Raw genomic sequence first — 21465 nt, 5'->3', positions numbered from 1 at the left:
TCCTTAAAATTATATGAAAATACTTGACCTTCTTCGAGCCAAATCAAAATCGATATGTGAATCCAGCCGGTCGCAAGCCCTTAGTGAATTAGCCACGGTTTTTCCGAGCAATGAATGGGGAATCGAAACTGATTTTAATTATTACACAGATGATAACGCAAAGAATTTGTGGAATAATGAGCTTCGAAAGGGGGTAAAGAGGAAGCTGGAGGCTGAAGGTTGGGATAAGGAGAAATATGAAGCATGGCTCGGCGAAGTTCACTTTACGAACATTAATCCATATCGAAAAAGCTTGTTTGAGCGATATCGGAGTAATGCGGGATGGCGTGTCGTTATCATGTCTATTCCTCGCGCGAATGTTATAGTTATAGGGATTGCATCGCACTATCAAAACGCCCAAAATCACAACAGGCTCGGGGAAGTTTCAAACCTCATTTTCGATATTGCTAGAGAGGCGCTGGAAGAGTCCGGCCAAGAGATGTATGGACGCAAAATTTCCAGTTCCGACTGGGACCAAAATGGTCTAATACTTTCGCCAATAAGGTTCATTGATGACATTTCGATAGATGAGGTTGCGCCCGACGGATTGAATCTGAAGGATGTGCGTACAACCACGCTCAAGAAGATTCTCGCATCGTTCATTTCAATCCAGGTAATCCCCTCTGCCATAACGGATGCTGAGTTCTTAGCAGAGTTAAGCAAACTTGCCCAGTTTTCCAAATATCTTGCAGAGCATGTTTATCCGTTTTCCGGGCTTGAAGAATTTGAAACCCTTCGTGCGTTGGCGCTCCAAGACATGGCATCGGCCGGCGCTAGACTGCAATTGCGAAAGAAGAGTTCGACGCGCTCGATTGTTAGGGTGTACTACGGCCCTCCAGGCACTGGAAAGACCTTAACTGCAGTTCGCGAGGCAGTGAAGCTTATTGAGGCAGGCTTCGATGATAAGGGCGACGTTACCTCATCATTTAGCAGATTTAACGAACATCGCGAACAATGTGCTTTCGTGACTTTCCACCCCTCGCTTCAGTACGAGGATTTAGTGGAATCCATTCGGCCGACGGTTGAGGTCCCTTCTGAAACCGAGGAAGATGGCGGGCCAGGCGAGCGCCTGGCGCCCAGCGGCAGCTCTAGCAATGGACATCTCAGCTATAGGATTCACGAAGGTGTATTGTTGCGCATGATTCGACGGGCGCTCAAAAGCCCTGGTAAGGAGTTTGTCCTGGTTATTGATGAGATTAACAGGGGCGATTTAAGTCGTATTCTCGGTCCCCTGATTTCCACACTTGAGACGGACAAACGTGTTGGAGCAGAGTTTCCTATAGGATTCGAGTTGCAATATCCACGTTCTGCAGAGCTTGAGTCTCGCTTATTCATGCCTTCGAATCTGCACTTGATTGGAACGATGAATTCTTCGGATAGAAACATTGCTTTGGTTGACCATGCGTTACGTCGTCGTTTCGATTTTATCGAAGTTCCTCCGGAGCCAAATGTTCTCAACTTCACCAAGGATAACCCATCTATTGATTGCGCTAGGCTGCTGACGTGCATTAATAGCCGAATCGAACATTTGATTGACGCTGACCACTGCATTGGCCATGGATACTTCGTCGGCTGTGACACAAACGTCCAAGTCGTCGAACGCATGGTGAAGAAGATTATTCCTTTATTGCGAGAGTATTTTTACGGTAATGAGGGGCTTATGCTCTTAGTTCTTGGCGTGGCGCCGAATCTTTCGCATAGGATTTTCTCGCTTCCGGAGAAAGATGGAGAGTTTAAAAAGTTATTTTCTGTTGACCAGGATGTTGCTGCGAGTCTGGGTTACCGGGCTCACTCAACGCCGAGAAATCTGCGTCTTGACGCGAGATTTTGGAATGCGTCTCGTCTCGTACCCGGACCAGATGATGAGAATTATGCAGTAGCATGTGTACGTCAGATTTATGGCGCAGCTCATTCCAGCGAATTCTCCTCAGAAAACCTGTCGGCATCGTCCATTAATGAAGCCTTTAATCCAGTGTAAGGAATGGTCAAAGCTCAGCGTTGGTTCTGGCGGTAAGCTTCAGGGCGACGAAGATATTACGTCAATTTTACGAGCCTGGAGGCAGAAGACTGGAAGGGACCCCGCGGGTTATTTCGACGTAACTGGTAGCGCGATAATTCCCAAGTTTTGGTCTGGTACCCTTGAGACATCTAGGTTACGTCTGGAGGTCGCGCCGATGGGTTCAGACCTTCTGGGCGTGAAACAACGCGCGAACTTGGATGCTAACCTTACAGCTATGCTCGCTTATGCTACATCGTCCCAATCGGTAAGCTCAGGCCTGTCTCATGTCAGTGAGCATGGGAATCGATATGAGGCTTTGGTATCTGTTTTTTGCCATGAGCTTCAATTGGCTCGACGACGGCTAATCTTGCGAAGATATGTTACCAAGCGTGAATCAATCAATGCGCCCAAAGGACGTATTGTATTTCCGGCCCAATGTTACGAAAGTATCCGAAGGCCCGGAATGGTCGCGTCAGAATGGGTATCTCTTACCGAGGACATTGCCGAAAATAGAATTTTTAAAGCAGTGCTTACTCTTTACCGCCCGCGATGCGCTTCTGGTCTGCGGGCTAAGATTGATGAGTGTGCAGCGGAGCTCGACGGAGTACAAATTCCCAGTGACGTTACCGTAGAGTGGCCACGAGTACGCACTGACCGGTTGCCGAATGATTATGTCGAATTGCTGAGACTGAGTCAGATGCTCCTTAATGATGAGGGTGTAGGAGTCTTTGCCGGGGATACATTAGCAGTCGGTGAGATTATATTTACGTCACGGCTGTTTGAAAGTTACGTCACAAAGGAAGTAAAGCACGCCGCCTCTGTAGCAGGTTTAATAGCTAGTTCTCAATCTAGAGGCATGTTCCTTTGCTCCAACGAAAACGACGCAGGGATTTTTGAGCTAATCCCGGACATGCGGATAGTAAATTCTGCCGGAAAGACGCGGGCAGTTCTCGATGCAAAGTGGAAAGAGCTCGACCAAGGCAACAGAAGTCGTGGCGTAAAGCGCGAAGACATTTATCAGCTTCTCGTTTACGGTGCGAAGTACAAATGTGAAGAGCTTTTTCTTGTTTATCCCGATGTCAGTCTAGAAACTGGCGCTGCAGGCCATTTAGAAAATTTTTCGGCTGACTTGGGCGGTACCTTGTATAAAATCGGAATTGTGAGCATCCCGATGTTAGGTAGCCGCCTAGAGACAGCTAGTAGTTTCCTGCGGCAAGTTTTATTGAGTTAGTTCCTGAAAATTCCTGTGTAATGGGATTATGGGCAAATCGACTCGGTTGTCTGAGGAGCATGGCGCTACCTGACTTATTCACGATGGGAACCATTCCCGTGAAGTAGTGGCGGCTTGCCTCCTCCGAGGTCAGCATGTATCAAGTCGAGCTGGCGTGCGGCTTTTCTAAAAGCTATATCGTGAGTAAATACGCGCAGCTCGCTGTGTCCTTGCGAATCTAGAGGTGACTGCAGGTCGTCGTGTGTCGCTGTTGCGCCAATAACTACTGTGGTATGACGACAAGTTACGAGTGCCAAGCTCTCCTCTGCCATGACATCGACGAGCCAAGCCTGTACAATGGCACTCCATGGCTGTTGATATATCTTCTCGAGCGCGACCATCACCGTCGGGGCGCCGAGATGGCTGGGCCGTTAGGCTTGTCGAGTCGGTAAGGCGGAACACCTGATATGGAAGCTTCAGACGAAACAGAGACGTATCCTTGGCACGAGGTACTGCCAGATATGGCACGAGTGTAGGCTCCTACAGCCATGGGGAGAAATTGGGGAGAAAACAGACCGAATTTCTTCCTTATACTGCTCACTACTGCCTCTTGTTGCCGAGTACAATAGTTAGACTTTTCAACGAGTTACAGTGTTCATGCGGTTCTCCGCGGCAATCACCAGTGGCCTCCGAAGCCAAGGGTCGCTGGTTCGATCCCAGCCAGCCGCGCCAATTTGGCATCATTGCCATCCTCGTTTTCTTTCCCCTTCGATCGTCCCGCATGCGTCAGCATGCCGCATCGTTGCTCGTCCTTGCCTGTCGTATTGCGGCGCTACCCGGCAATGATGCAAGCGCACAATTGACATTGCCAGGCGTTGACTTTAATGTAAGTCAGTTGGCAGGCTCTTCATTTTCGGGAGGCCCGATCCGGCAGTGTCGTGTGCTCGTATGCGACTTTCCCACGCGTGTATGCACGCCTGAAAAGAGGACCTCCATGACTCTCGACCGTGGCCTTCGAGACCGTATCGCCCTTCTGCGCTTCGTCATGATCTTCGGCGTCATCATGTTGCACACGCCGCAGTATGTACCGATGGCCGCAGTCGGCGACGGCTGGTTCGACGCCACTAAGGCCTTTTTCCAGCTTGCGGTGTTCCGCGCCACTGTGCCGGTGCTGACCGTCATTTCCGGTTTCCTGCTGTTCGGCGCCTCCCTCGACCGTGCGCCAGCCCGCCTGTTCAACAAGAAGGCGCGTACGATCCTGCTGCCTTTCCTGTGCTTCAACCTCCCGCTCTTACCGCTGGCCCTGGGCGCGCAACTGTTTGCCGGTACCGAGATGTCGGTGCAATTGTGGCCGTTCGAACCGATGGCCTGGCTCAATGCGGCCTTCGGCTTGACCGCGTCGCCTATTAATTACCCATTGAATTTCTTGCGTGACCTGATGGCGCTGATCCTGCTGGCGCCATTGTTTGGCTGGCTGTTGCGCAACTATGCCTGGCCGGGCCTGGTCCTGGTGTCGGTGGTGTTCTTCAAGAACTACGACGGCGTGCTGGTCCTGCGTGACCTCATGGCGGTGCTGTTCTACGTCGGCGGCATGGTCGCCGTGCGCGGCTGGAACCTGCGCCTGCTCGACCGTCACGCACTGCTGTGTTTCCTGCTATTCCTGCTCGTCTGCGCAGCCATCGTGTACTTCCGGATTGCGAATACCACTTATCTGCGCTTGGTCGCTCCCTTCCTGATCTGGCCGGCCACTGCCTGGCTTGCGACGTCCAGGCTCGGCCCCTGGCTGGCCGGCATGAGCAGGTACAGCTTCTTCATGTTCCTGGCCCATGCGCCTGTGCTGCTGCTGACCTGGATCCTGTACTCTCGCTACGGCAGCGCCTTGCCTTATCCCTTGTACTGGATCATGGCGCCGGTGCTGGTGACGATGCTGTTGGTCGCTGTCTATCGCGTAGCCGAAACCTTGATGCCGCGACTATTCCCCTTGCTGATTGGGGCAGGAAACCGTGCCCGCGCGGCAGCGCCAGTGGCCGACGCCATGCCGGTCGAAGGTGGACCCCAGCCTAACGTTACGAAATCCGAGAAGCTTGCTTAGAATCAATATTAGCTTTAAAACAATGGCGCACGATATCCTCCGTTGCGCTGCACAATGTTGAGTCAATGCTAAAATTTCTTTTCCTTATCGATGATCGGCACGGGAGTTGCCGGGCGCATTCATGTTGCATTGACCTCACGCCGTAATACGCTAGCGTTGAGTCTGCTTGTGTTTCCATGCTATATTTACTATTGAAAATATGGCAAAAAAACGCTGTTCAATAGTTGCTTAAATGATATGGATGGTCGCTTGTTCGCCCGATGTGCTTGCATCAGCGACAAGTCATTTAGAAGGCCTCGCTGACGATGTGCGAGCACATGATGACGGGGAGCATGCACACGCCCCAGTGTTCGGCGGGAAGCCGCTCTACCCGCGCACGCTAGATATAGCGATAAAGAAACAAATCTAGATCTTTGCTATATTGATAATGTTGCGCTAGGAAATTTGTTATCCAGGAGTCGGCGTTTGTTGTAAATACAACGGGGTCTTGGCGAGCGCGACACGGTGTAGCTATTGTATGAGACCATGCGCGCGCTGTGCTCGATGCAGCGACCGCCTTGCGCTCGTTTTGCCAACTCAGCAAGCAGTGAAGCAATAATAAATTCTGGGGAATAACATGTTTCGGATCTCTAATCACTATGTGTCGAAGATCGTATTCGTCCTGCTGTTTGTAGAGATATTGATCCTGCTTGGCGCCGCCTATGCGGGCGCCGCGATGCGTTTTCTCGACGCCAGCGGGCCGGCGACGATCCTCCAGCTCGATCACTTCCTGGCTTCAGCAATCGCCTTTGCAGTAGCGGTCAGCTTCAGCATGAGCGCCATGGGCATGTACCAGCTCGATTTCGACGAGGGACTGCGCCATCCCTTCCTCATGAAGCTGATGCCCGCCTTCCTGATGGGCTTCCTGATCCTGACCCTGGTGTTCTATATCGCCCCCGACCTGTACTTCGGCCGAGGCATCCTGCTGCTGGTGTTCGGCCTGGCGGCGGTCGGCATCTTCACAGCGCGCATCATCTTTTTCAAGACGTCCGAAATGCGTCTGATGCAGTCACGCATCATGTTCCTCGGAAGCGGTCCGCTGGCCAAGGAATGCAGCGAGCTGGCGCAAAAAAAGACCAGCTACCATCGCTACAACATCGCCGGCTTCATTCCGGTCGCCAGCGAAGAGGTGTGCGTGCCCACCGGCAATCTGCTCAAGGTCCGCGACGGTGATTCGCTGGTCAAGGTCGCCAAGCAGTACGGCGTGCAGGAAATCGTTGTGTCGGTCCAGAACCGACGCGGCAGCTTCCCCATCAAGGAATTGCTGGATTGTAAATTGCAGGGACTCAAGGTCACCGATGCCGCCACCTTCTTCGAACGCGAGACGTGCCAGATCCGGGTCGACTCCCTTCAGCCGAGCTGGCTGGTCTTCGGCGGCGGCTTCGACCAGAGCTTTATCCGAACCTTCATGAAGCGCGGCTTCGACCTGGTGTGCAGCACCCTGATCATGGTCATGACCTTGCCGATCATGCTGGCCGCGGCGATCGCCGTGTGGCTGGAAGACCGTGGCCCCGTGTTCTATTCGCAGGAACGGGTCGGCAAGGATGGCAAGATCTTCCGGGTGCACAAGTTCCGCAGCATGCGCACCGATGCCGAGAAGGGCGGCAAGCCGCAGTGGGCGGCCCAGAACGATCCGCGCGTCACCCGCGTCGGCAATTTCATGCGCAAGACCCGCATCGACGAACTGCCCCAGGTATTCAATGTGCTCAAGGGCGAGATGTCCTTCGTCGGCCCGCGTCCCGAGCGTGCTTATTTCGTGGAGCAACTGATCGAGGTGGTGCCGTACTACAATGTGCGCCATAGCATCAAGCCAGGCATCACCGGCTGGGCGCAAGTGCGTTACGGCTATGGTTCCTCGGCCGAGGATGCGCTGCAAAAGCTGCAGTACGACCTGTATTACGTCAAGAACAACAGCCTGTTCCTCGACGTGCTGGTCCTGATCAATACGCTCAAGGTCGTGCTGTTCCGCAGCGGACGCTGATGACCACGCCCCGGGTGGTCCCGGGGCCAGGCATTGGTGTGCGTGACCTCTTCATCCGGATTTTTTCAATGCACGTTCTCATGGATGGCGCACGTTGACCAGCATTGCCGTCTATAGCTATAGCGTCGCCGCTATCGGTTTCTTCCTGCTGATCGGTCTCCTGCTGACGATCTGGCGCGGCCGCAGCCACGTCGCGCCGGTCGCGATCGCCTGCGCGCTCACCGCGCTCTGGTCCGGCGCCCTGGCCCTGGAAGCCGCGTCTGGCCTCGGGCTGTGGTCGGTCTGGACCGACAAGCTCGAGATCCTGCGCAGCGGCGCCTGGTGCGTCGTGCTGGTCCTGTTACTCGGCAACTACCGCGATCCTGGCAGTCGCTGGCCATTCGGCCTGCGCACCTCGGTGTTCGCGGGCGGCATGGCCTATCTGGGCCTGCTGCTGGCGACGGCGCTGCTGCGCACCGACCTGATGCTCAACATCGACGGCCTGCTGCCGAACGTGACGCTGCGCGTATGCCAGGCGGTGCTGGGCATGCTGCTGGTCGAGCAGGTGTACCGCAACAAGACGGTGCAGGAGCGCTGGGCCATCAAGTTCGCCTGCCTCGGCATCGGCGCCATGTTCGCCTACGATTTCTATATGTACAGCCAGGCGATGCTGTTCCATGAGATGCACCAGGACACCTGGGCCGCGCGCGGCATCGTCAACGCCCTGGCCATGCCGCTGATCGGCACCGCGATCAAGCGCGGCACCTCGCGCGCCAATGCGCTGGCGCTGTCGCGGCGCGTGATGTTCCATTCGACCGCGCTGTTCGGCTCCGCGCTGTACCTGATGGCGATGGGCTTCGCCGGCTACTACCTGCGCTACTTCGGCGGCAGCTGGGGCGGCGTGATGCAGGTCGTGTTCCTGTGCGGCGCGCTGCTGGTGCTGGCCGGGACCCTGTTCTCGGGCGCTTTCCGCGCCTGGCTCAAGGTCTTCATCAGCAAGCATTTCTACAGCTACGGCTACGACTACCGCGAGGAATGGATGCGCTTCACGCGCACCCTGTCCGAGCACAGCGCCAATATCGGCGAGCGCGCGATCGAGGCGGTCGGCGCCCTGGTCGAAAGCCCGGGCGGGGTGCTGTGGCAGCGCCGCGACGAGGAACCCGACAGCGGCGGCGCCAGCACCTTCCGGCCGGTGGCCGGCTGGCAGGCCACCAGCAGCGCCGTCGAGCCGGCCGATTCGAAGTTCTGCCGCTTCCTGGAAACCACCCAGTGGGTGATCGACCTGCGCGAATACCAGGCTTTGCCCGAGAAGTACGGAGACCTCGAACTGCCGGCCTGGCTCAAGGAATTCCCGCGCGGCTGGCTGGTGGTGCCCCTGATCATGCACTCGAAACTGTTCGGCTTCGTGGTGCTGCAGGATGCGCGCAGCACCGTGGCCCTGAACTGGGAAGTGTTCGACCTGCTCGAGATCGCGGGCAGCCAGGCCGCTAGCTACCTGGCGCAGCAGGACGCCGCCGATGAATTGATGGTGGCGCGCCAGTTCGATTCGTTCAACCGCATGTCGACCTTCGTGGTGCACGACCTCAAGAACCTGGTGTCCCAGCTGTCCCTGATGAACGCCAACGCCGAAAAGCACCGCGACAATCCGGAGTTCCAGCGCGACATGCTCGACACGGTCGACCATTCGATCCAGAAGATGACGTCGATGCTGCAGAAACTGAGCCGCAACGATGCCCCGGCGCGGCCGCGCGCCTTGTCGGTCGAGGCCGTGGTGCGCCAGGCGATCGCGCTCAAGAGCGCCCTCGAGCCGCATCCCTCGCTGCAGGTCGAGCAGCAGGGCCTGATGGTGCTGGCCGACCGCGAGCGGCTCGAGCGCGTGCTGGGTCACCTGATCCAGAACGCGATCGAGGCCACGCCCAAGAGCGGCCATGTGAACGTCACCGTGCGTCGCCGGGGCGACCGGGTGGCGATCACGGTGGCCGATACCGGCGCCGGCATGACCGAGAAATTCATTCGCGAGCGCCTGTTCAAGCCGTTCGAATCGACCAAGCCGGCCGGCATGGGCATCGGCGTGTTCGAGAGCCGCGAATACATCACTGAGCTGGGCGGCGCGCTGGATTTGACCAGCACGCCCTCGGTCGGAACCACTTTTACCGTCACCCTGCCGTTGTACCATGAGGCTGGCGCCGGCATCGCCGCCGGCGCCATCGATCGCGCAGCGTGAACTGAGGAATAGCCGTGACCCAAAACAAACCGAAACTGTTGATCATCGAGGACGACCCCGGCCTGCAGAAGCAGCTGCGCTGGAGCTTCGATGCCTATGACGTGGTCGTCGCCGGCGACCGCGAAAGCGCGCTGGCGCAGATCCGCCGCCACGAGCCGGCGGTGGTCACCATGGACCTCGGGCTGCCGCCCGATCCGGACGGTTCGACCGAGGGCCTGGCCACGCTCGAGCAGATCCTGGCGCTGGCGCCGGACACCCGCGTGATCGTCCTGACCGGCAACCAGGAGCGCGCCAACGCGGTCAAGGCGATCGCCATGGGCGCCTACGATTTCCACCAGAAGCCGTGCGAGCCGGAGGTGCTGAACCTGGTGGTCCAGCGCGCGTTCTTCTTGCATAACCTGCAGATGGAAAACCGCCGCATGCAGTCGAACCAGGCCGATTCGCCGATGGCGGGCGTGATCAGCCGCGACGCCGGCATGCTCAAGGTCTGCCGCAATATCGAGAAGGTGGCCCCGACCTCGGCCTCGGTGATGGTCCTGGGCGAATCGGGCACCGGCAAGGAAGTGCTGGCGCGCGCGCTGCACGCGCTGTCGCCGCGCGCCAAGGAGCGCTTCGTGGCGATCAACTGCGCCGCGATTCCCGAGAACCTGCTCGAGAGCGAATTGTTCGGCTACGAGAAAGGCGCCTTCACCGGCGCGGCCAAGCAGACCAAGGGCAAGGTAGAACTGGCCAACGGCGGCACCTTCTTCCTGGATGAAGTAGGCGACCTGCCGATGGCGTTGCAGGCCAAGCTGCTGCGCTTTTTGCAGGAGCGCGTGATCGAACGCATCGGCGGCCACGAGGAAATCCCGGTCGACGTGCGCATCGTGTGCGCGACCCACCAGAGGCTCAAGGAGCTGTGCAGTACCGGGCGCTTCCGCGAAGATTTGTATTACCGCTTGTCGGAAATCGTGGTCACGATCCCGCCGCTGCGCGCGCGCCAGGGCGATGCGGCCCTGCTGGCCCACCACTTCAAGAACAAGTTCTGCGCCCAGGAGTCGCGCCCGACCATGCATTTCGCGCCCGACGCGATCGCCGCCATCGAAGCCTACGCGTGGCCGGGCAATGTGCGCGAGATGGAAAACTGCGTCAAGCGCGCCGTGATCATGGCTGACGGCCCGACCATCGTGGCCGACGACCTGGGCCTGCCCGACGACGGCACCCAGGTCGAGCAACCGCTCAATTTGCGCCAGGTGCGCGACGAGGCCGAACATGCGGCCATCGTGCGCGTGCTGGCGCGGGTGGACGGCAATATCGTCAAGGCCTCCGAGATGCTGGGCGTGAGCCGCCCGACCCTGTATGACCTGATGAGCCGGCACGGCATCAAGAGCAGCGCATGAGCCGTGGCGCGCGGCTGGCGCTGGCCGCGCTGGCGGCCTGCGTCGTGCTGGCCGGCTGCGGCATCGTCGCGGCGCTGTTCGCGCTCGAACGCGCGGGCGTGATGCCGCGCGCGCTGGCGCCGTACATCGACAAGCGCAGCAGCGGCCACAACGCGGTCATCACCGGCGCCGGCCGGCTCGCCAGCGACGCCTTGCTGAAGCTGGATCGCGGCGCGCCGGCCACGGTACGTCTCGATGGCCTGCGGCTCGGCGCCCAGCCGCAGGCCGCGGGCGTGCCCGGACCCGAGGTCGGCCTGGTGCGCGACGTCGCCGCGCTGCGCTCCGCCATGGCCAAGGCCGTGCCGGGCGCCACGATCACGCTGGCGCCGGGAACCTACCGCATCGCGAACCGCTCGCTGGAAGCGGGCCGGCCCGGCGCCGCAGGGGCGCCGGTCGTGGTGCGCGCCGCGCAACCGGGGACGGTGAAATTGATCTCCCACGTGACGATCGCGATCCGGGTCGGCGCCCCGCACTGGCGCTTCGAGAACCTGGCGATCGACGGCGCCTGCCGGCGCCACGACGATTGCGAGCACGCGTTCCAGGTCACGGGCGCGGCCAGCCACTTTGCCGCCGTCAACAACGCGGTCCAGGGCTTCAATGCCCATTTCAAGATCAATGGCGCAGGCGGGCGCTTTCCCGACCATGGCCTGATCGAGGCGAATACCCTGTCCAACCCGACGCCGCGCGCGACGCGCCGGCCGGTCACGCCGATCGACCTGGTCGCGGCCAGCGACTGGACCGTGCGCGGCAACCTCATTCGCGACTTCGTCAAGCTGCACGGGAACCGCGTCAGCTACGGGGCCTTCGCCAAGGGCGGCGGCAGCGGCAATGTCTTCGAGCGCAACCTGGTGTGGTGCGAGCAGGCGCTGGCCGGCCAGCCGGGCCAGCGCGTCGGCCTGTCGCTCGGCGGGGGCGGCACGGGCGGGCGCTTCTGCCGCGACGGACGCTGCGTGACCGAGCAGGAACGCGGCGTGCTGCGCGCCAACCTGATCGTCGGCTGTTCCGACGTCGGCATCTACCTCAACAGCGCTTCCGATTCCAGGATCGAGGACAACACCCTGGTCGACACGGCCGGCATCGACGTCCGTTACGCCACCAGCAGCGCGCGGCTGGACGGCAACCTGGTCGACGGCCCGATCCGCAGCCGCGACGGCAGCCTTCTGCACCTGGCGGACAACCGCGATGCCGGGCTATGGCGCTCGTACCTGGGCTGGCATCCGGTGCGCGCGCTGTTCGCAGCCCCGGGCGAAGGCGACTTTCGCTGGAAAGACGGGGCGCCGGGACGCATGCAGCCGCGCCGCGATGGCGTCGACCTGTGCGGCGCCGCACGCGCCACGGTGGGCGTGTACGGGGCCTTCGACGATTTCGGAGCCTGCCGGCGCCGCTAAAGACTTACCAGGAACGCAGCCACTCGCCGGTCCAGCGCGCGACCTGGTCGCGCCAGGCGCGGCGCGAGAAGGTATGGTCGGCGCCGTCGATCCGGCGCCGCGTCACGCGTGGCGGAGCCAGCACGCCGCGCCAGGCACGGTCGGCATCGGCCAGGTCGCAGAATTCGCGCGCGGTCAGGTCGGCGCCGGCGATCACCAGCAGCACGTGGCCCCTGAAATCCTGCAGGCCGGCGCGCATCCGCTCGGGCAGCGAAACCGTGGTGGGAACGCCTGCGGCGGCAGGCGCGGGCTTGCCCCTGGCCTTGCGCAGCAGCGCCAGCAGCGAAGCCAGCGAGCGGCGCCAGTCGAGGCCTCCGCCCAGCAGCTGCCTCCAGAAGGCGGGATCCTTCAGGCGCGCGCGGTAGTAGTGGCGCAGGGTGGTGCGCGCCAGGCCGTCCTCGGTGCGCACCCAGGGATTGAGCAGGACCAGGCCGGCCACGCGCGCATCGCGCGCGGCATACATGCCGATCGCCGAGGCGGCGTCGCACAGGCCCCAGAGCACCACTTCGCGCAGCCCGGGGACGGCCGCCATGAAGGCGTCGATGGCGGCGCGCAGGTCGTCCTCGACGTCGTCGAAGGAACGCACGGCGCCTTCGCTGTCGCCCATGCCGCGGTAGTCGAAGCGCAGCACCGGCACGCCTCCCTGCGCCAGGTCGCGCGCCAGCAGCGTGAACTGGCGGTGACTGCCGGCGCGGTATTGCGGCCCCCCGACCACCACCAGCACCCCGCGGGTGCAGGCTGCCGCCTGGCCGGGCAGGCTCAGGATGCCATACAGGCGTTCGCCGCCGCAGCCGAACGTGAGCGCGCGCTCGTCGAGGCCGTCGTTCATGTCGGTGCCGGCTTCCATATGCCTGGTCTCCACGCCTTCAATGCCCATGCAGTCTGGCCTCCAGCGCGGCCGTGCCGGTCTCCAGCCAGGCCGCGTTTTCCGTGATCTCGGTGGTGGTCCAGAACGGTGCGCTGTGGACCGGGTGCAGGCGCAGGTCGACGCCGGCGCCGCGCCAGGCGGCGGCGGCGCGCGCGGCGCCTGGCGACGGTTCGGCGCCGGCCTGCGTGACCGCCTCGATCCAGTCGACCGGGCAGGTCGGGCGGAAGGCGTCCAGCGGATCGAGCGCGTCGAGCGCGCGCGCCAGGCGGGGATCGAGGTCGTAGCCGGCGATCTCGAGCGGTTCGCCGGCCAGCAGCGCCGCACGCAAGTCCGCCGTGCCGCCGCCGGCCTCGCCGTCGGCCAGCAGGGCCCCGGCCAGGCGCAGGCGCAGGAACTGGGTCAGGTAGGTGGAGCCTTTCAGCACCGGCTGCCACAGCAGCATGCCGGCCACCGGGTGCGTGGCGACGCGCGCGTAGTCCAGCGCCAGCAGCGCGCCCAGGCGCAGGCCCCACAGCCGCAGCGGCGCGCCGGTCCGTTCCTGGAGCCAGGCCGCGGCCAGCGCCAGGTCGTCCCGCCACCGCTCCCAACGCGCATCGCCGAAGTCGCCGCTGCTGTCGCCGCAGCCGGCCAGGTCGATCTGCAGCACGGCGTGGCCCGTCGCGGCGAAGGCGCGCGCCTGCAGCGCCGCCATGCGGCGCGCGCGGTTCATCTCTTCGGCGAAGGGATGCACGTACAGCAGCGCGCTGCGCGCGGGTCCGGCGGGAGGGTGATAGAGGCAGAAACGCCGTCCGCCGTCCGCCTCCAGGAAGAAGGGTTCGGCCGGCGCGGCGGCGGCGCCGTTCATGCGCCGCGCTTGGCTTCCACGAAGGCCGCCAGGCTGCCCAGGGTGGAGAAGGTGCTGGCGCTGATGTCGTCGTCGTCGATCGCGATGTCGAAATGCTCCTCGAGGGCGGCGATCAGGCTGATCACGGCCATCGAATCGAGTTCCGGCAGCGCGCCCAGCAGGGGCGAATCGGCGGTCAGGTCGCGTCCGGCGTCGCCCAGGCTGAGGGTGTCGGTCAGGATGGTCTTGATTTGCTCGAGGTACATGCGGATTCCATTCACGGGGGCGCCGCGCCTGTGCGGGGCGCGCTTAAGGGTTCGGGCGCAGCAGCGCCAGCCGGTTCTTGATCGGCGCCGCCAGCCGGTGCACTTCGCCGGCCAGTTCGTGGCGCGTCAGGCGCAGCAGCAGGTACCAGACCGCGGCCAGCAGCGGCGCCATCACGAGCAAGCGCAGCATCGGCGCCAGCGACGACGGCAGCAGCCACGCCAGCAGCATACCAGCACCGACGCTGCCGGCGGCCACCAGGGCGCTCGGCGCCAGCGCGCGCAGCAGGCTCAGCAGATGCAGGCCGAAATAGCGATTCTGCTGCAGCGCACGCAGAGGCAGGCTCGCCATCGTCGCCAGGCATAGCGCCCAGGCAAAGCCGGCCAGGGAGCCATCGTACATCAGGACGCCAAACAGGATCCGCGCTAGCAGCGTGGCAAGCACCGGCAGCGCGCTCAGGTAGGGACGGCCGATCGCGGCCATCGCGACCGAATTATAGTTGAACGTCATGATCGCCGCCGCCGCCAGCGTCAGCGGCAGGATGGCCGGCACCGACTCGAGCCAGGTCGGACCATACAGGGCCAGCACGACGTCGTGGCCGAGCACCGCGGTCAGGCCCAGCGCGGTCCAGCCGATCCCGGTGAGCAGCAGCGTGGCGCGCGTGATGACCGGCGCCAGCGACTCGCCGCGATGGTGGATCTGGGACATGTAGGAAACAGCGCCATAGTTCACGGTGGAGCCGGCCACGTGGATGAAGATCTGGACTGTGGAATTGGCGCGGCTGAGCAGGCCAACCTGGCTCGCCGAGCCGAGCTTGCCCAGCAGGATGTCGGGGATCGCATTGTTGAGCGTAATCGCCATATTCGACAGCAGCGATCCGGCGCCGAAGTGGGCCACGCCGCGCCAGTGCGAAAAGGACGGTAGCCAGGGCACGTTGCTCTTACGCATCGGCATCAGGGCCAGCATGCAGGCCAGGATGTTAACCAGATTTGCCCAGGCCAGGCTCATGCTGCCGAATCCGAGATTGGCCAGCACCAGGCAGCTGATGCAGAAGCTGATGGTGCCGGCGGCGTTCACCATCGCCTGCTTTTCGGCCGCGAATTCGCGCGACAGCAGGGCATTGGTGACCGCGCCAAACGGGATGAAGACGAAGCCGAGCGCCAGCACCTGCATCACCGGCACGATCTCGGGTTCGGCGAACCAGGCGCCGAGCGCATCGCTGGCGAGATACAGGCACAGTGCGATCAGCCAGGACGAGGTGAAGACCACGCCGCTGGCCGAGCGCAATTTGTCGGGCGTGAGGTTCGGTTCGCGCTGCAGGTATCCCGAGACGCCGAAATCGCGGAACACGCCGGCGAAGTTGACGAATACCGCCGTCATCGAATAGACGCCGATCTCGCTCGGGCTCAGGATACGCGCCAGCAGCACGCTGACCAGGAACTTGAGCATGGTTGCGCCGGACGACGAAAAGAAATTGATGATCAGCGAACGTCGCAGATTTACCATGGCCATTGGAATGTGGGCGGCGGCGCCTCGTTTATGGAGCAGGCGAACGACGCGGTCGCATGTGCGCCGCACTGATTGCTGTAATGCACAATATTATATGCGCCATCGTCACGTAAACATGTGCGCACAATACATTTCTGACAATGTCGCGTGCGTGTTCAGCGCCGCGGGACGATCGCCCATTGCGGCGTCTTGCTGTAGTCCGGCTTCTCGGCGCGCGCGTCGAAGCGTTCCCAGGCTTCGGTGGCGTTCGGGATGCCCGACGTTGCCGCGACGGCGAGCGCCGGCTGCATATTCGCCGGATAGCCCATTGGCGAGCCGCCATAGCCCGCCATGCGGCCGGGCGTCCATTTGCGGCGATGGGCCGCGGTCAACCAGTCGGCCTGGGCCTGGCTGGCGCAGGGCTGGTCGATGAACCGCGTGCCGTCCGGATGGCTGGCGCGCTTGCCGTCGTCCTTGCGGTAGAAGTCGCGGTCATAGTTGGCCCGGTACAGCTCGGCGAAGCTCTCGTACAGCGGCCCGCCCTGCTTGCCGGAGGGGCGGAACTCGAGCGAATAGGCGGCGCCCTCGGTCCAGCAAAATCCCGGCGCGGTCATGCGGCCCACCGGATAGGTCGCTTTCCAGCGCAGGATCGGGGTTGCCTTGGCAAACCCGAGTTCGGCCAAGTGGCCGAAGCTCCAGGTCAGGAAGTCGTCCTGCCACGGTGCCGAGTTCTTGACCCGGAACGCGCCTTCGCCCGAACCGTCGTAGGCGCCCAGCCTGTTCGGCCTGCCGACCACGTAGGTCGCGTGGTAGAAGGTGAGGTTGTTGTCGAGCTGCCTGGTGAAATAGGCTTTCAGCGGATGCGCGTCGGGCGTGATGTAGGCGGCATGGCCAAGCGTGCGCAACGACCAGGCCTGGCCGCGTACCTGCTGCCAGCGTACCAGGCCCTGGCCCTTGCCGGAGTTGTTGGGATCGGTGCCGAGCGGATTGGTGGCAGCCCAGAACTGCAGCTCCTCGAGGTAGTAGTAGTCGCCGGTGAGCAGATAGGGCAGGTAGGCCAGGGAAGGCTGGTGCGAGGTATCGTTGGTGTACGGCGTCTTGCACAGGCCCTTGCCGGCGCAGCGCGGCACCGGCAGCGGTCCCTTGTGCGCCAGGTTCATGTGGGTCGAGATCGCGCGGTTGGCAGGCAGGTCGGTGCGCACCGGATAGCCGGTGCGCTCGTCGCGCAGGTGCACCGACCAGCTGCCGGACCCTTCCGCCGCCGCCATCATCGCGTCGCGCGCGCGCACGTCGGTCGACAGCAGGTAGTGCACCGACCAGGATGGCAGCGGACCGATGTCGCCGCGGCCGCCCGAGGTCGGCATGTAGGCCATGACGGGACCGATGCGCATCGGGCCGGTATTGCCGGGATTCAGCCGTCCGGCCAGGCTGGCCAGCGCGCGCTCGTCCGGCTTGATGGTCTGGTCATAGTTGGGCACGGCCCCGGTAGCGATCAGGTAGGCGCCATCGGGGCGCACATGGATGGCCGGCGCGCGCGCCTCGTTCCACCAGGCCAGCTGGCGCCAGCGCGCATGGCGGTAATGGGTGAGTCCGGCCTGCTGGTAGACCTTGCGCCCGCCGACCTCGACGTCGACGTCGTATTCGACGTTGCGCGCGCCGGCCTGGAAGGTCTTGGTATTCTCGACCACGACTTCGACCCTGGCCTGCTTTTCCAGGCCCGGATACCAGCGCACCGCGAAACTGGCGGCCAGCAGCGGATGGGCGGCGCCGCCCGCCGACTTGAGAGGAACTGCGCCGCGCCATTCCCTGGCCACGGCGCCATCCAGCCAGGCGCCGGCGTTCGTGCGTCCGGATGCGCCCTTGGCCGCGGCCAGCGCATCGGCAAGGGTGGCGCGGTAAGCCACGCCGTCGGTCCTGATGTCGATGCTGGCGCTCAGGCCATCGGCGAGCAGGCGCTCGATGCCGGCGCCGCCGGCGGGCTTCGCCGTAGCGGCCTTGACCAGCTCCAGGCTGGCCGTGCCGCGCGCTTCCAGCTTCGGCAGGATGCCGGAGACGATGGCGTGGCGAACCGAACCGTCCGGGTGGGTGGCCTTGACGTCGACCTGCAGCGGCAGCACCTTGCCGTCTGCCAGGCGCGCGGCCAGTCCATCGTTCTTGCCGAAGGCGCCGGGGGCGAATACCTGGCCGAAGGTGAATGGCACCCCGGCCTGGTCGGCGCCCAGGTTCTGGATGCGCACGCCGGTGATGGCGGCGGCCGCGGCGGCCGGGGCGGCCAGCACGGCCAGGCAGGCCAGCGCGAGGGCCGGGCGGAATGCGAAAGCGGACAGGGTACCTGGCATGGCGAATCCGGGAAGCGGGAGGCCGTTCAGCCGGTCGTGGTCGACTGTGCGAGCATGACGCCGGGAGCGTTGCCGCTGCCGATCATGCGGATCGCTTCACGCGAGGTCGCCTCGTACTGGCCGTTAATGAAGCGCATCGAACCGATGAAGTGGTAAAACGCGGTCTCGGCGGTCGCGCAGTCGGGAGTGCCGTATTTCGGGAATGGCAGCGAGCGCGTTCCCGGGGCATTTGCCACCAGATAGTTCGACGTCACCTGCTCGGTGCCCCAGCGGGTCCAGCCTTCGCCCAGCTTGGAGGTCATGCGGCGCGAGAAATCGGTCATGCTGTCGCGCATGGTTTGCGAGCGCGGGAATCCGGTGAATCCGGAGCAGCCGCGCACGTAACGGGCGTCCTGCGGCAGGCCGACATTGGCCATCTCGCATTCGGCGATGGTCTGGATATGGGCGTCCGGCTTGAGGAAGGCCAGCGCGCGCTCGCGCACCCCGGGCAACTGGCGGATCGGGGTGTCGGGCATCTCCCCCAGCACGAAGCCGGCGCCGCTGCGCACCGCCTCGAGCACTTCGGGAATCGGCTGCGTCGTCACGGTATCGGCATCGAGCTGGATGACGTAATGCTCGCACACCAGGCCGGCGATGGCGTACAGGCGTTCCCAGGTGCCGCCGCGCGGGATGTCGGGATGGGTGAATTCGTCGGCGTGCCGCAGCTCGATATGCGGCACGTGCTGCCGCAGCAGGGCCCGGTCCTGGTCGCTGATCGAGGGGTCGCACACGACCACGATCCGCTCCGGGTTCAGGAAATGGACGAAAGACTTGACCGCCACCAGGTAGGCCTGGACGTCGCGTGTGTGCACCATCGACAGCAGCACGAAGGGCAGGTTGCCGCGTTCGACCGCAGGGGTCGACAGGATCTGCTGGATCACCTTCTGGTGCCGTGCGCGGAAATGGTCGCGCTTGAGGCGAGCGACCACCCTGTTAAATAAAGACATCCGTACTGCTCCTGTATCGGCATTCAAGCGGACTGGCGGGACCAGCCCTGGACGGGTAAAGCGGCCGAGCACGCATGCGGCTCTTGCCTTCCTTGCAATGACGCGCAATTATTATATGCTGCAACACCCCCACGCACGCGTTCCATGCTGCATTTTTGTCATCAGACATCAATTGTTGTCATTTTCGGAAGGAGCGCGAGGTGGCCAAACCAGCATGGAGTACGAGTGAGCAGTCTTCCCCTGACATTTTTCCTACCCGATCCACAGCAAGTGGCGCAGTTCCAGGATGCCGACCCAGACCGCGACTGGGCACTGTTCAATACCGGCGTGCACGTCTGGGTCGGCCAGACTTGTCTGCGCCTCAAGCGGGCAGGGCATCCGGTGCAGCTGGCGGCGACGGCGCCGCGCGCGGGCATCGTCGTCGCCCATGCCGACCATGTGCCGCTCTTGCTGCGCCAGCGCCGCTGGCTGTCTCCGCTGACGATCGTGGCGGCGCGCGCCGACCGGCCGCGGCAGCCATATGCGGATGTCGAGGTGGTGCAGAATGCCGCTTCGGCGACGGCCTCCAACGCCTTCCATGTCCAGCACTGGCCACAGCCGGGGCTGGTTGCGCGCGATCCGGGCCGCGGCGACGCAGTGCGCACAGTGGCCTTCAAGGGGACGGTGGGGGAGATGACGCCCGAATTCGCCACCCCCGAGTGGGCCGACGGGCTGCGCGCGCAGGGCATCGAATGGCAATGCGACGCGGTGGCCTGGGGAGGCAATGGCGCCGCCTACCAGACCAGCTGGAACGATTATGGTGCGATCGACGTGATCGTCGCCATGCGCAGGGACTTGTCGCACTTGCATGAAAAAAAGCCGGCTAGCAAGCTGATCAATGCGTGGCTGGCCGGGGTGCCGGCCATCCTCGGGCCGGAACAGGCCTATCGCGAACTGCGCCGCTCCGAGCTCGACTACATCGAGGTCGCCTCGGCCGGCGAAGCGGCGGCGGCGCTGGCGCGCCTCGCGTCAAACCCGGCGCTGTATCGCGCCATGGCCGAGAATGGGCGCCGGCGCGGCGAAGAGGTGCGGGCCGACGCCTGCACTGCGGCGTGGGCGCACTTGCTGTTCGAGACCATTCCGGCGCGTTACCCGCCTTCCCTGGCACGGCTGGGCTGGCGCAGCCTGCGGTGCCGGGCTAGCGCATGGCGCTCGCAGGCGGCGGCGCGGTAAGGCGCGGCATGCCGAAGGCGGGGCAGCGCAGGTCCGGGTACAGCGCCAAAAAAGGCGCTGTACCCGTTAGCTGTTGATGACTCCGAATGCGATACGCAGCAATTGCTCGACAGAATTGATTCGCCCGCCATCGAGCGCCCATTGCCAGCCCAGGTAATTGGGCAACCAGCGTGACGCCACGCCATGGAAGCGCGCCAGCCATTCCTTGAAACGCCGGTGGTAGGCGTTCACGTTCTGCACATGGATGGCGCCTTTGACGCCTTTGCGGACTCGTTCGCCTGCGCTGAGATTGACAGCCTGGTGCGCAATGCCATGGGCGCGGGCGAAGGCGGGATAGGCGGCGTTGGCGTCGGTGACCAGCAGCGCCTGGGGATTGAGTTTCGGCAGCAGGTGCCTGACCAGCTGGGCCACTTTCAAGGCGCCGCGGCCGGTGACGGCGTCGATGGTCTGGCCGCTGCGGTCGCGCGCCACCAGGATGCAGTCGAGGCGACGTGAAATGCCACGCAGGGCGGCCCTGCCGCCGCGCTTGCGCGGCTGTCGGTCGAGCTTGCGTGACCCCTTTTGCGATTCGAGCAGGAATGTTTCGTCGGCCTCGACGATGCCGACCAGGCGCTCGGCCCGGTCGTCCTTGACCCGGTCGAGAAAGCGATGACGCCAGCGAAACGTGGTGTTGGGGTGCACGCCGACCCGCTTGGCAGCAGACCGGACCGTCTGCGAATCGAGCACCGTGTCCAGGTAATCGAGCCACTTGCCCTTTTGCCTGAGCCGCGCCAGCGGCGTACCCGTCAGGTCGTTGAGGTGCGGCCGCACGCGCAGCAGCGATAGCGTTGCAAGTCGTTGGCCTGGCCGTGCCGGTGACAACGCTCGCAGGCGCAATCCGGGCAGCGCCGCCCCTTTGACCGGATCTCGTCGATGAGGGCGACCACCCGGTCGAGCCCGGCTGCTGGATGCAGGGCGGCGAGCACCTGTTGACGCTGCGGCTGGTTCAGCAGCGCCAGCTGGGCGAACAGCTTCTCAAACTTCGGCGCTTTCATCATGCGCTCCCGATCGATGGCGACGGGAGTTGGACCGCGGGTC

At 63.0% G+C, this 21465-nt stretch carries 14 protein-coding genes and 1 pseudogene; 8 read left to right on the top strand and 7 right to left on the bottom strand.

What is annotated here, in order from left to right; all coding sequences use genetic code 11:
* Window positions 1–13: 13 nt before the first annotated feature.
* From FVD38_RS13265 to FVD38_RS13235, 7 genes are all read left to right on the top strand, one after another.
* Window positions 14–2017 (top strand): McrB family protein, encoded by a 2004-nt coding sequence (locus FVD38_RS13265; protein WP_147935238.1) that lies wholly within the window; start codon window positions 14–16, stop codon window positions 2015–2017.
* The gene (locus tag FVD38_RS13260; protein WP_147935237.1) at window positions 1938–3269 is read left to right on the top strand and encodes an McrC family protein; all 1332 of its coding nucleotides are present in this window, start codon (window positions 1938–1940) and stop codon (window positions 3267–3269) included. The genes FVD38_RS13265 and FVD38_RS13260 overlap by 80 nt, the downstream gene beginning before the upstream one ends.
* A gap of 973 nt (window positions 3270–4242) precedes the next feature.
* Window positions 4243–5340, top strand: coding sequence for an acyltransferase family protein (locus tag FVD38_RS13255; protein ID WP_187271576.1), 1098 nt, complete (start codon window positions 4243–4245; stop codon window positions 5338–5340).
* Window positions 5341–5956: 616 nt separating this feature from the next.
* Complete coding sequence (locus FVD38_RS13250) at window positions 5957–7360, top strand: TIGR03013 family XrtA/PEP-CTERM system glycosyltransferase (protein WP_147935235.1); 1404 nt, start codon at window positions 5957–5959, stop codon at window positions 7358–7360.
* A 94-nt stretch (window positions 7361–7454) separates the two neighbouring features.
* The gene (prsK, locus tag FVD38_RS13245; RefSeq protein WP_147935234.1) at window positions 7455–9563 is read left to right on the top strand and encodes an XrtA/PEP-CTERM system histidine kinase PrsK; all 2109 of its coding nucleotides are present in this window, start codon (window positions 7455–7457) and stop codon (window positions 9561–9563) included.
* 14 nt (window positions 9564–9577) lie between these two features.
* Complete coding sequence (gene prsR, locus FVD38_RS13240; RefSeq protein WP_147935233.1) at window positions 9578–10942, top strand: PEP-CTERM-box response regulator transcription factor; 1365 nt, start codon at window positions 9578–9580, stop codon at window positions 10940–10942.
* The gene (locus FVD38_RS13235) at window positions 10939–12369 is read left to right on the top strand and encodes a NosD domain-containing protein (RefSeq protein WP_147935232.1); all 1431 of its coding nucleotides are present in this window, start codon (window positions 10939–10941) and stop codon (window positions 12367–12369) included. The genes prsR and FVD38_RS13235 overlap by 4 nt, the downstream gene beginning before the upstream one ends.
* Before the next feature lie 4 nt (window positions 12370–12373).
* Here FVD38_RS13235 and FVD38_RS13230 read toward each other — a convergent pair whose 3' ends face one another.
* The 6 genes from FVD38_RS13230 to FVD38_RS13205 form a co-directional block, all read right to left on the bottom strand.
* Window positions 12374–13285, bottom strand: a complete 912-nt coding sequence (locus FVD38_RS13230; protein ID WP_147935231.1) for a hydrolase 1, exosortase A system-associated — start codon at window positions 13283–13285, stop codon at window positions 12374–12376.
* Complete coding sequence (locus FVD38_RS13225) at window positions 13275–14120, bottom strand: hydrolase 2, exosortase A system-associated (protein ID WP_147935230.1); 846 nt, start codon at window positions 14118–14120, stop codon at window positions 13275–13277. Before FVD38_RS13225 ends, FVD38_RS13230 begins: the two co-directional genes overlap by 11 nt.
* The gene (locus tag FVD38_RS13220; protein ID WP_147935229.1) at window positions 14117–14365 is read right to left on the bottom strand and encodes an acyl carrier protein; all 249 of its coding nucleotides are present in this window, start codon (window positions 14363–14365) and stop codon (window positions 14117–14119) included. Before FVD38_RS13220 ends, FVD38_RS13225 begins: the two co-directional genes overlap by 4 nt.
* Before the next feature lie 43 nt (window positions 14366–14408).
* Window positions 14409–15869, bottom strand: a complete 1461-nt coding sequence (locus FVD38_RS13215) for an oligosaccharide flippase family protein (RefSeq protein ID WP_187271575.1) — start codon at window positions 15867–15869, stop codon at window positions 14409–14411.
* Between the two features lie 158 nt (window positions 15870–16027).
* The gene (locus FVD38_RS13210) at window positions 16028–18190 is read right to left on the bottom strand and encodes an RIFT barrel domain-containing protein (RefSeq protein WP_147935227.1); all 2163 of its coding nucleotides are present in this window, start codon (window positions 18188–18190) and stop codon (window positions 16028–16030) included.
* A gap of 26 nt (window positions 18191–18216) precedes the next feature.
* Window positions 18217–19176, bottom strand: coding sequence for a glycosyltransferase family protein (locus tag FVD38_RS13205; RefSeq protein WP_147935226.1), 960 nt, complete (start codon window positions 19174–19176; stop codon window positions 18217–18219).
* 225 nt (window positions 19177–19401) lie between these two features.
* On the opposite strand from FVD38_RS13205, the gene FVD38_RS13200 reads away from it, so the two are divergent.
* Complete coding sequence (locus FVD38_RS13200; protein ID WP_147935225.1) at window positions 19402–20388, top strand: glycosyltransferase family protein; 987 nt, start codon at window positions 19402–19404, stop codon at window positions 20386–20388.
* Window positions 20389–20454: 66 nt separating this feature from the next.
* Here FVD38_RS13200 and FVD38_RS13195 read toward each other — a convergent pair.
* A pseudogene (locus tag FVD38_RS13195) lies at window positions 20455–21422 on the bottom strand (IS1595 family transposase).
* Between the last annotated feature and the right edge of the window lie 43 nt (window positions 21423–21465).

Source organism: Massilia arenae (assembly GCF_008014745.1).
Classification (GTDB): Bacteria; Pseudomonadota; Gammaproteobacteria; order Burkholderiales; family Burkholderiaceae_D; genus Telluria; species Telluria arenae.
This window is presented reverse-complemented; position numbering and strand designations above follow the sequence as displayed.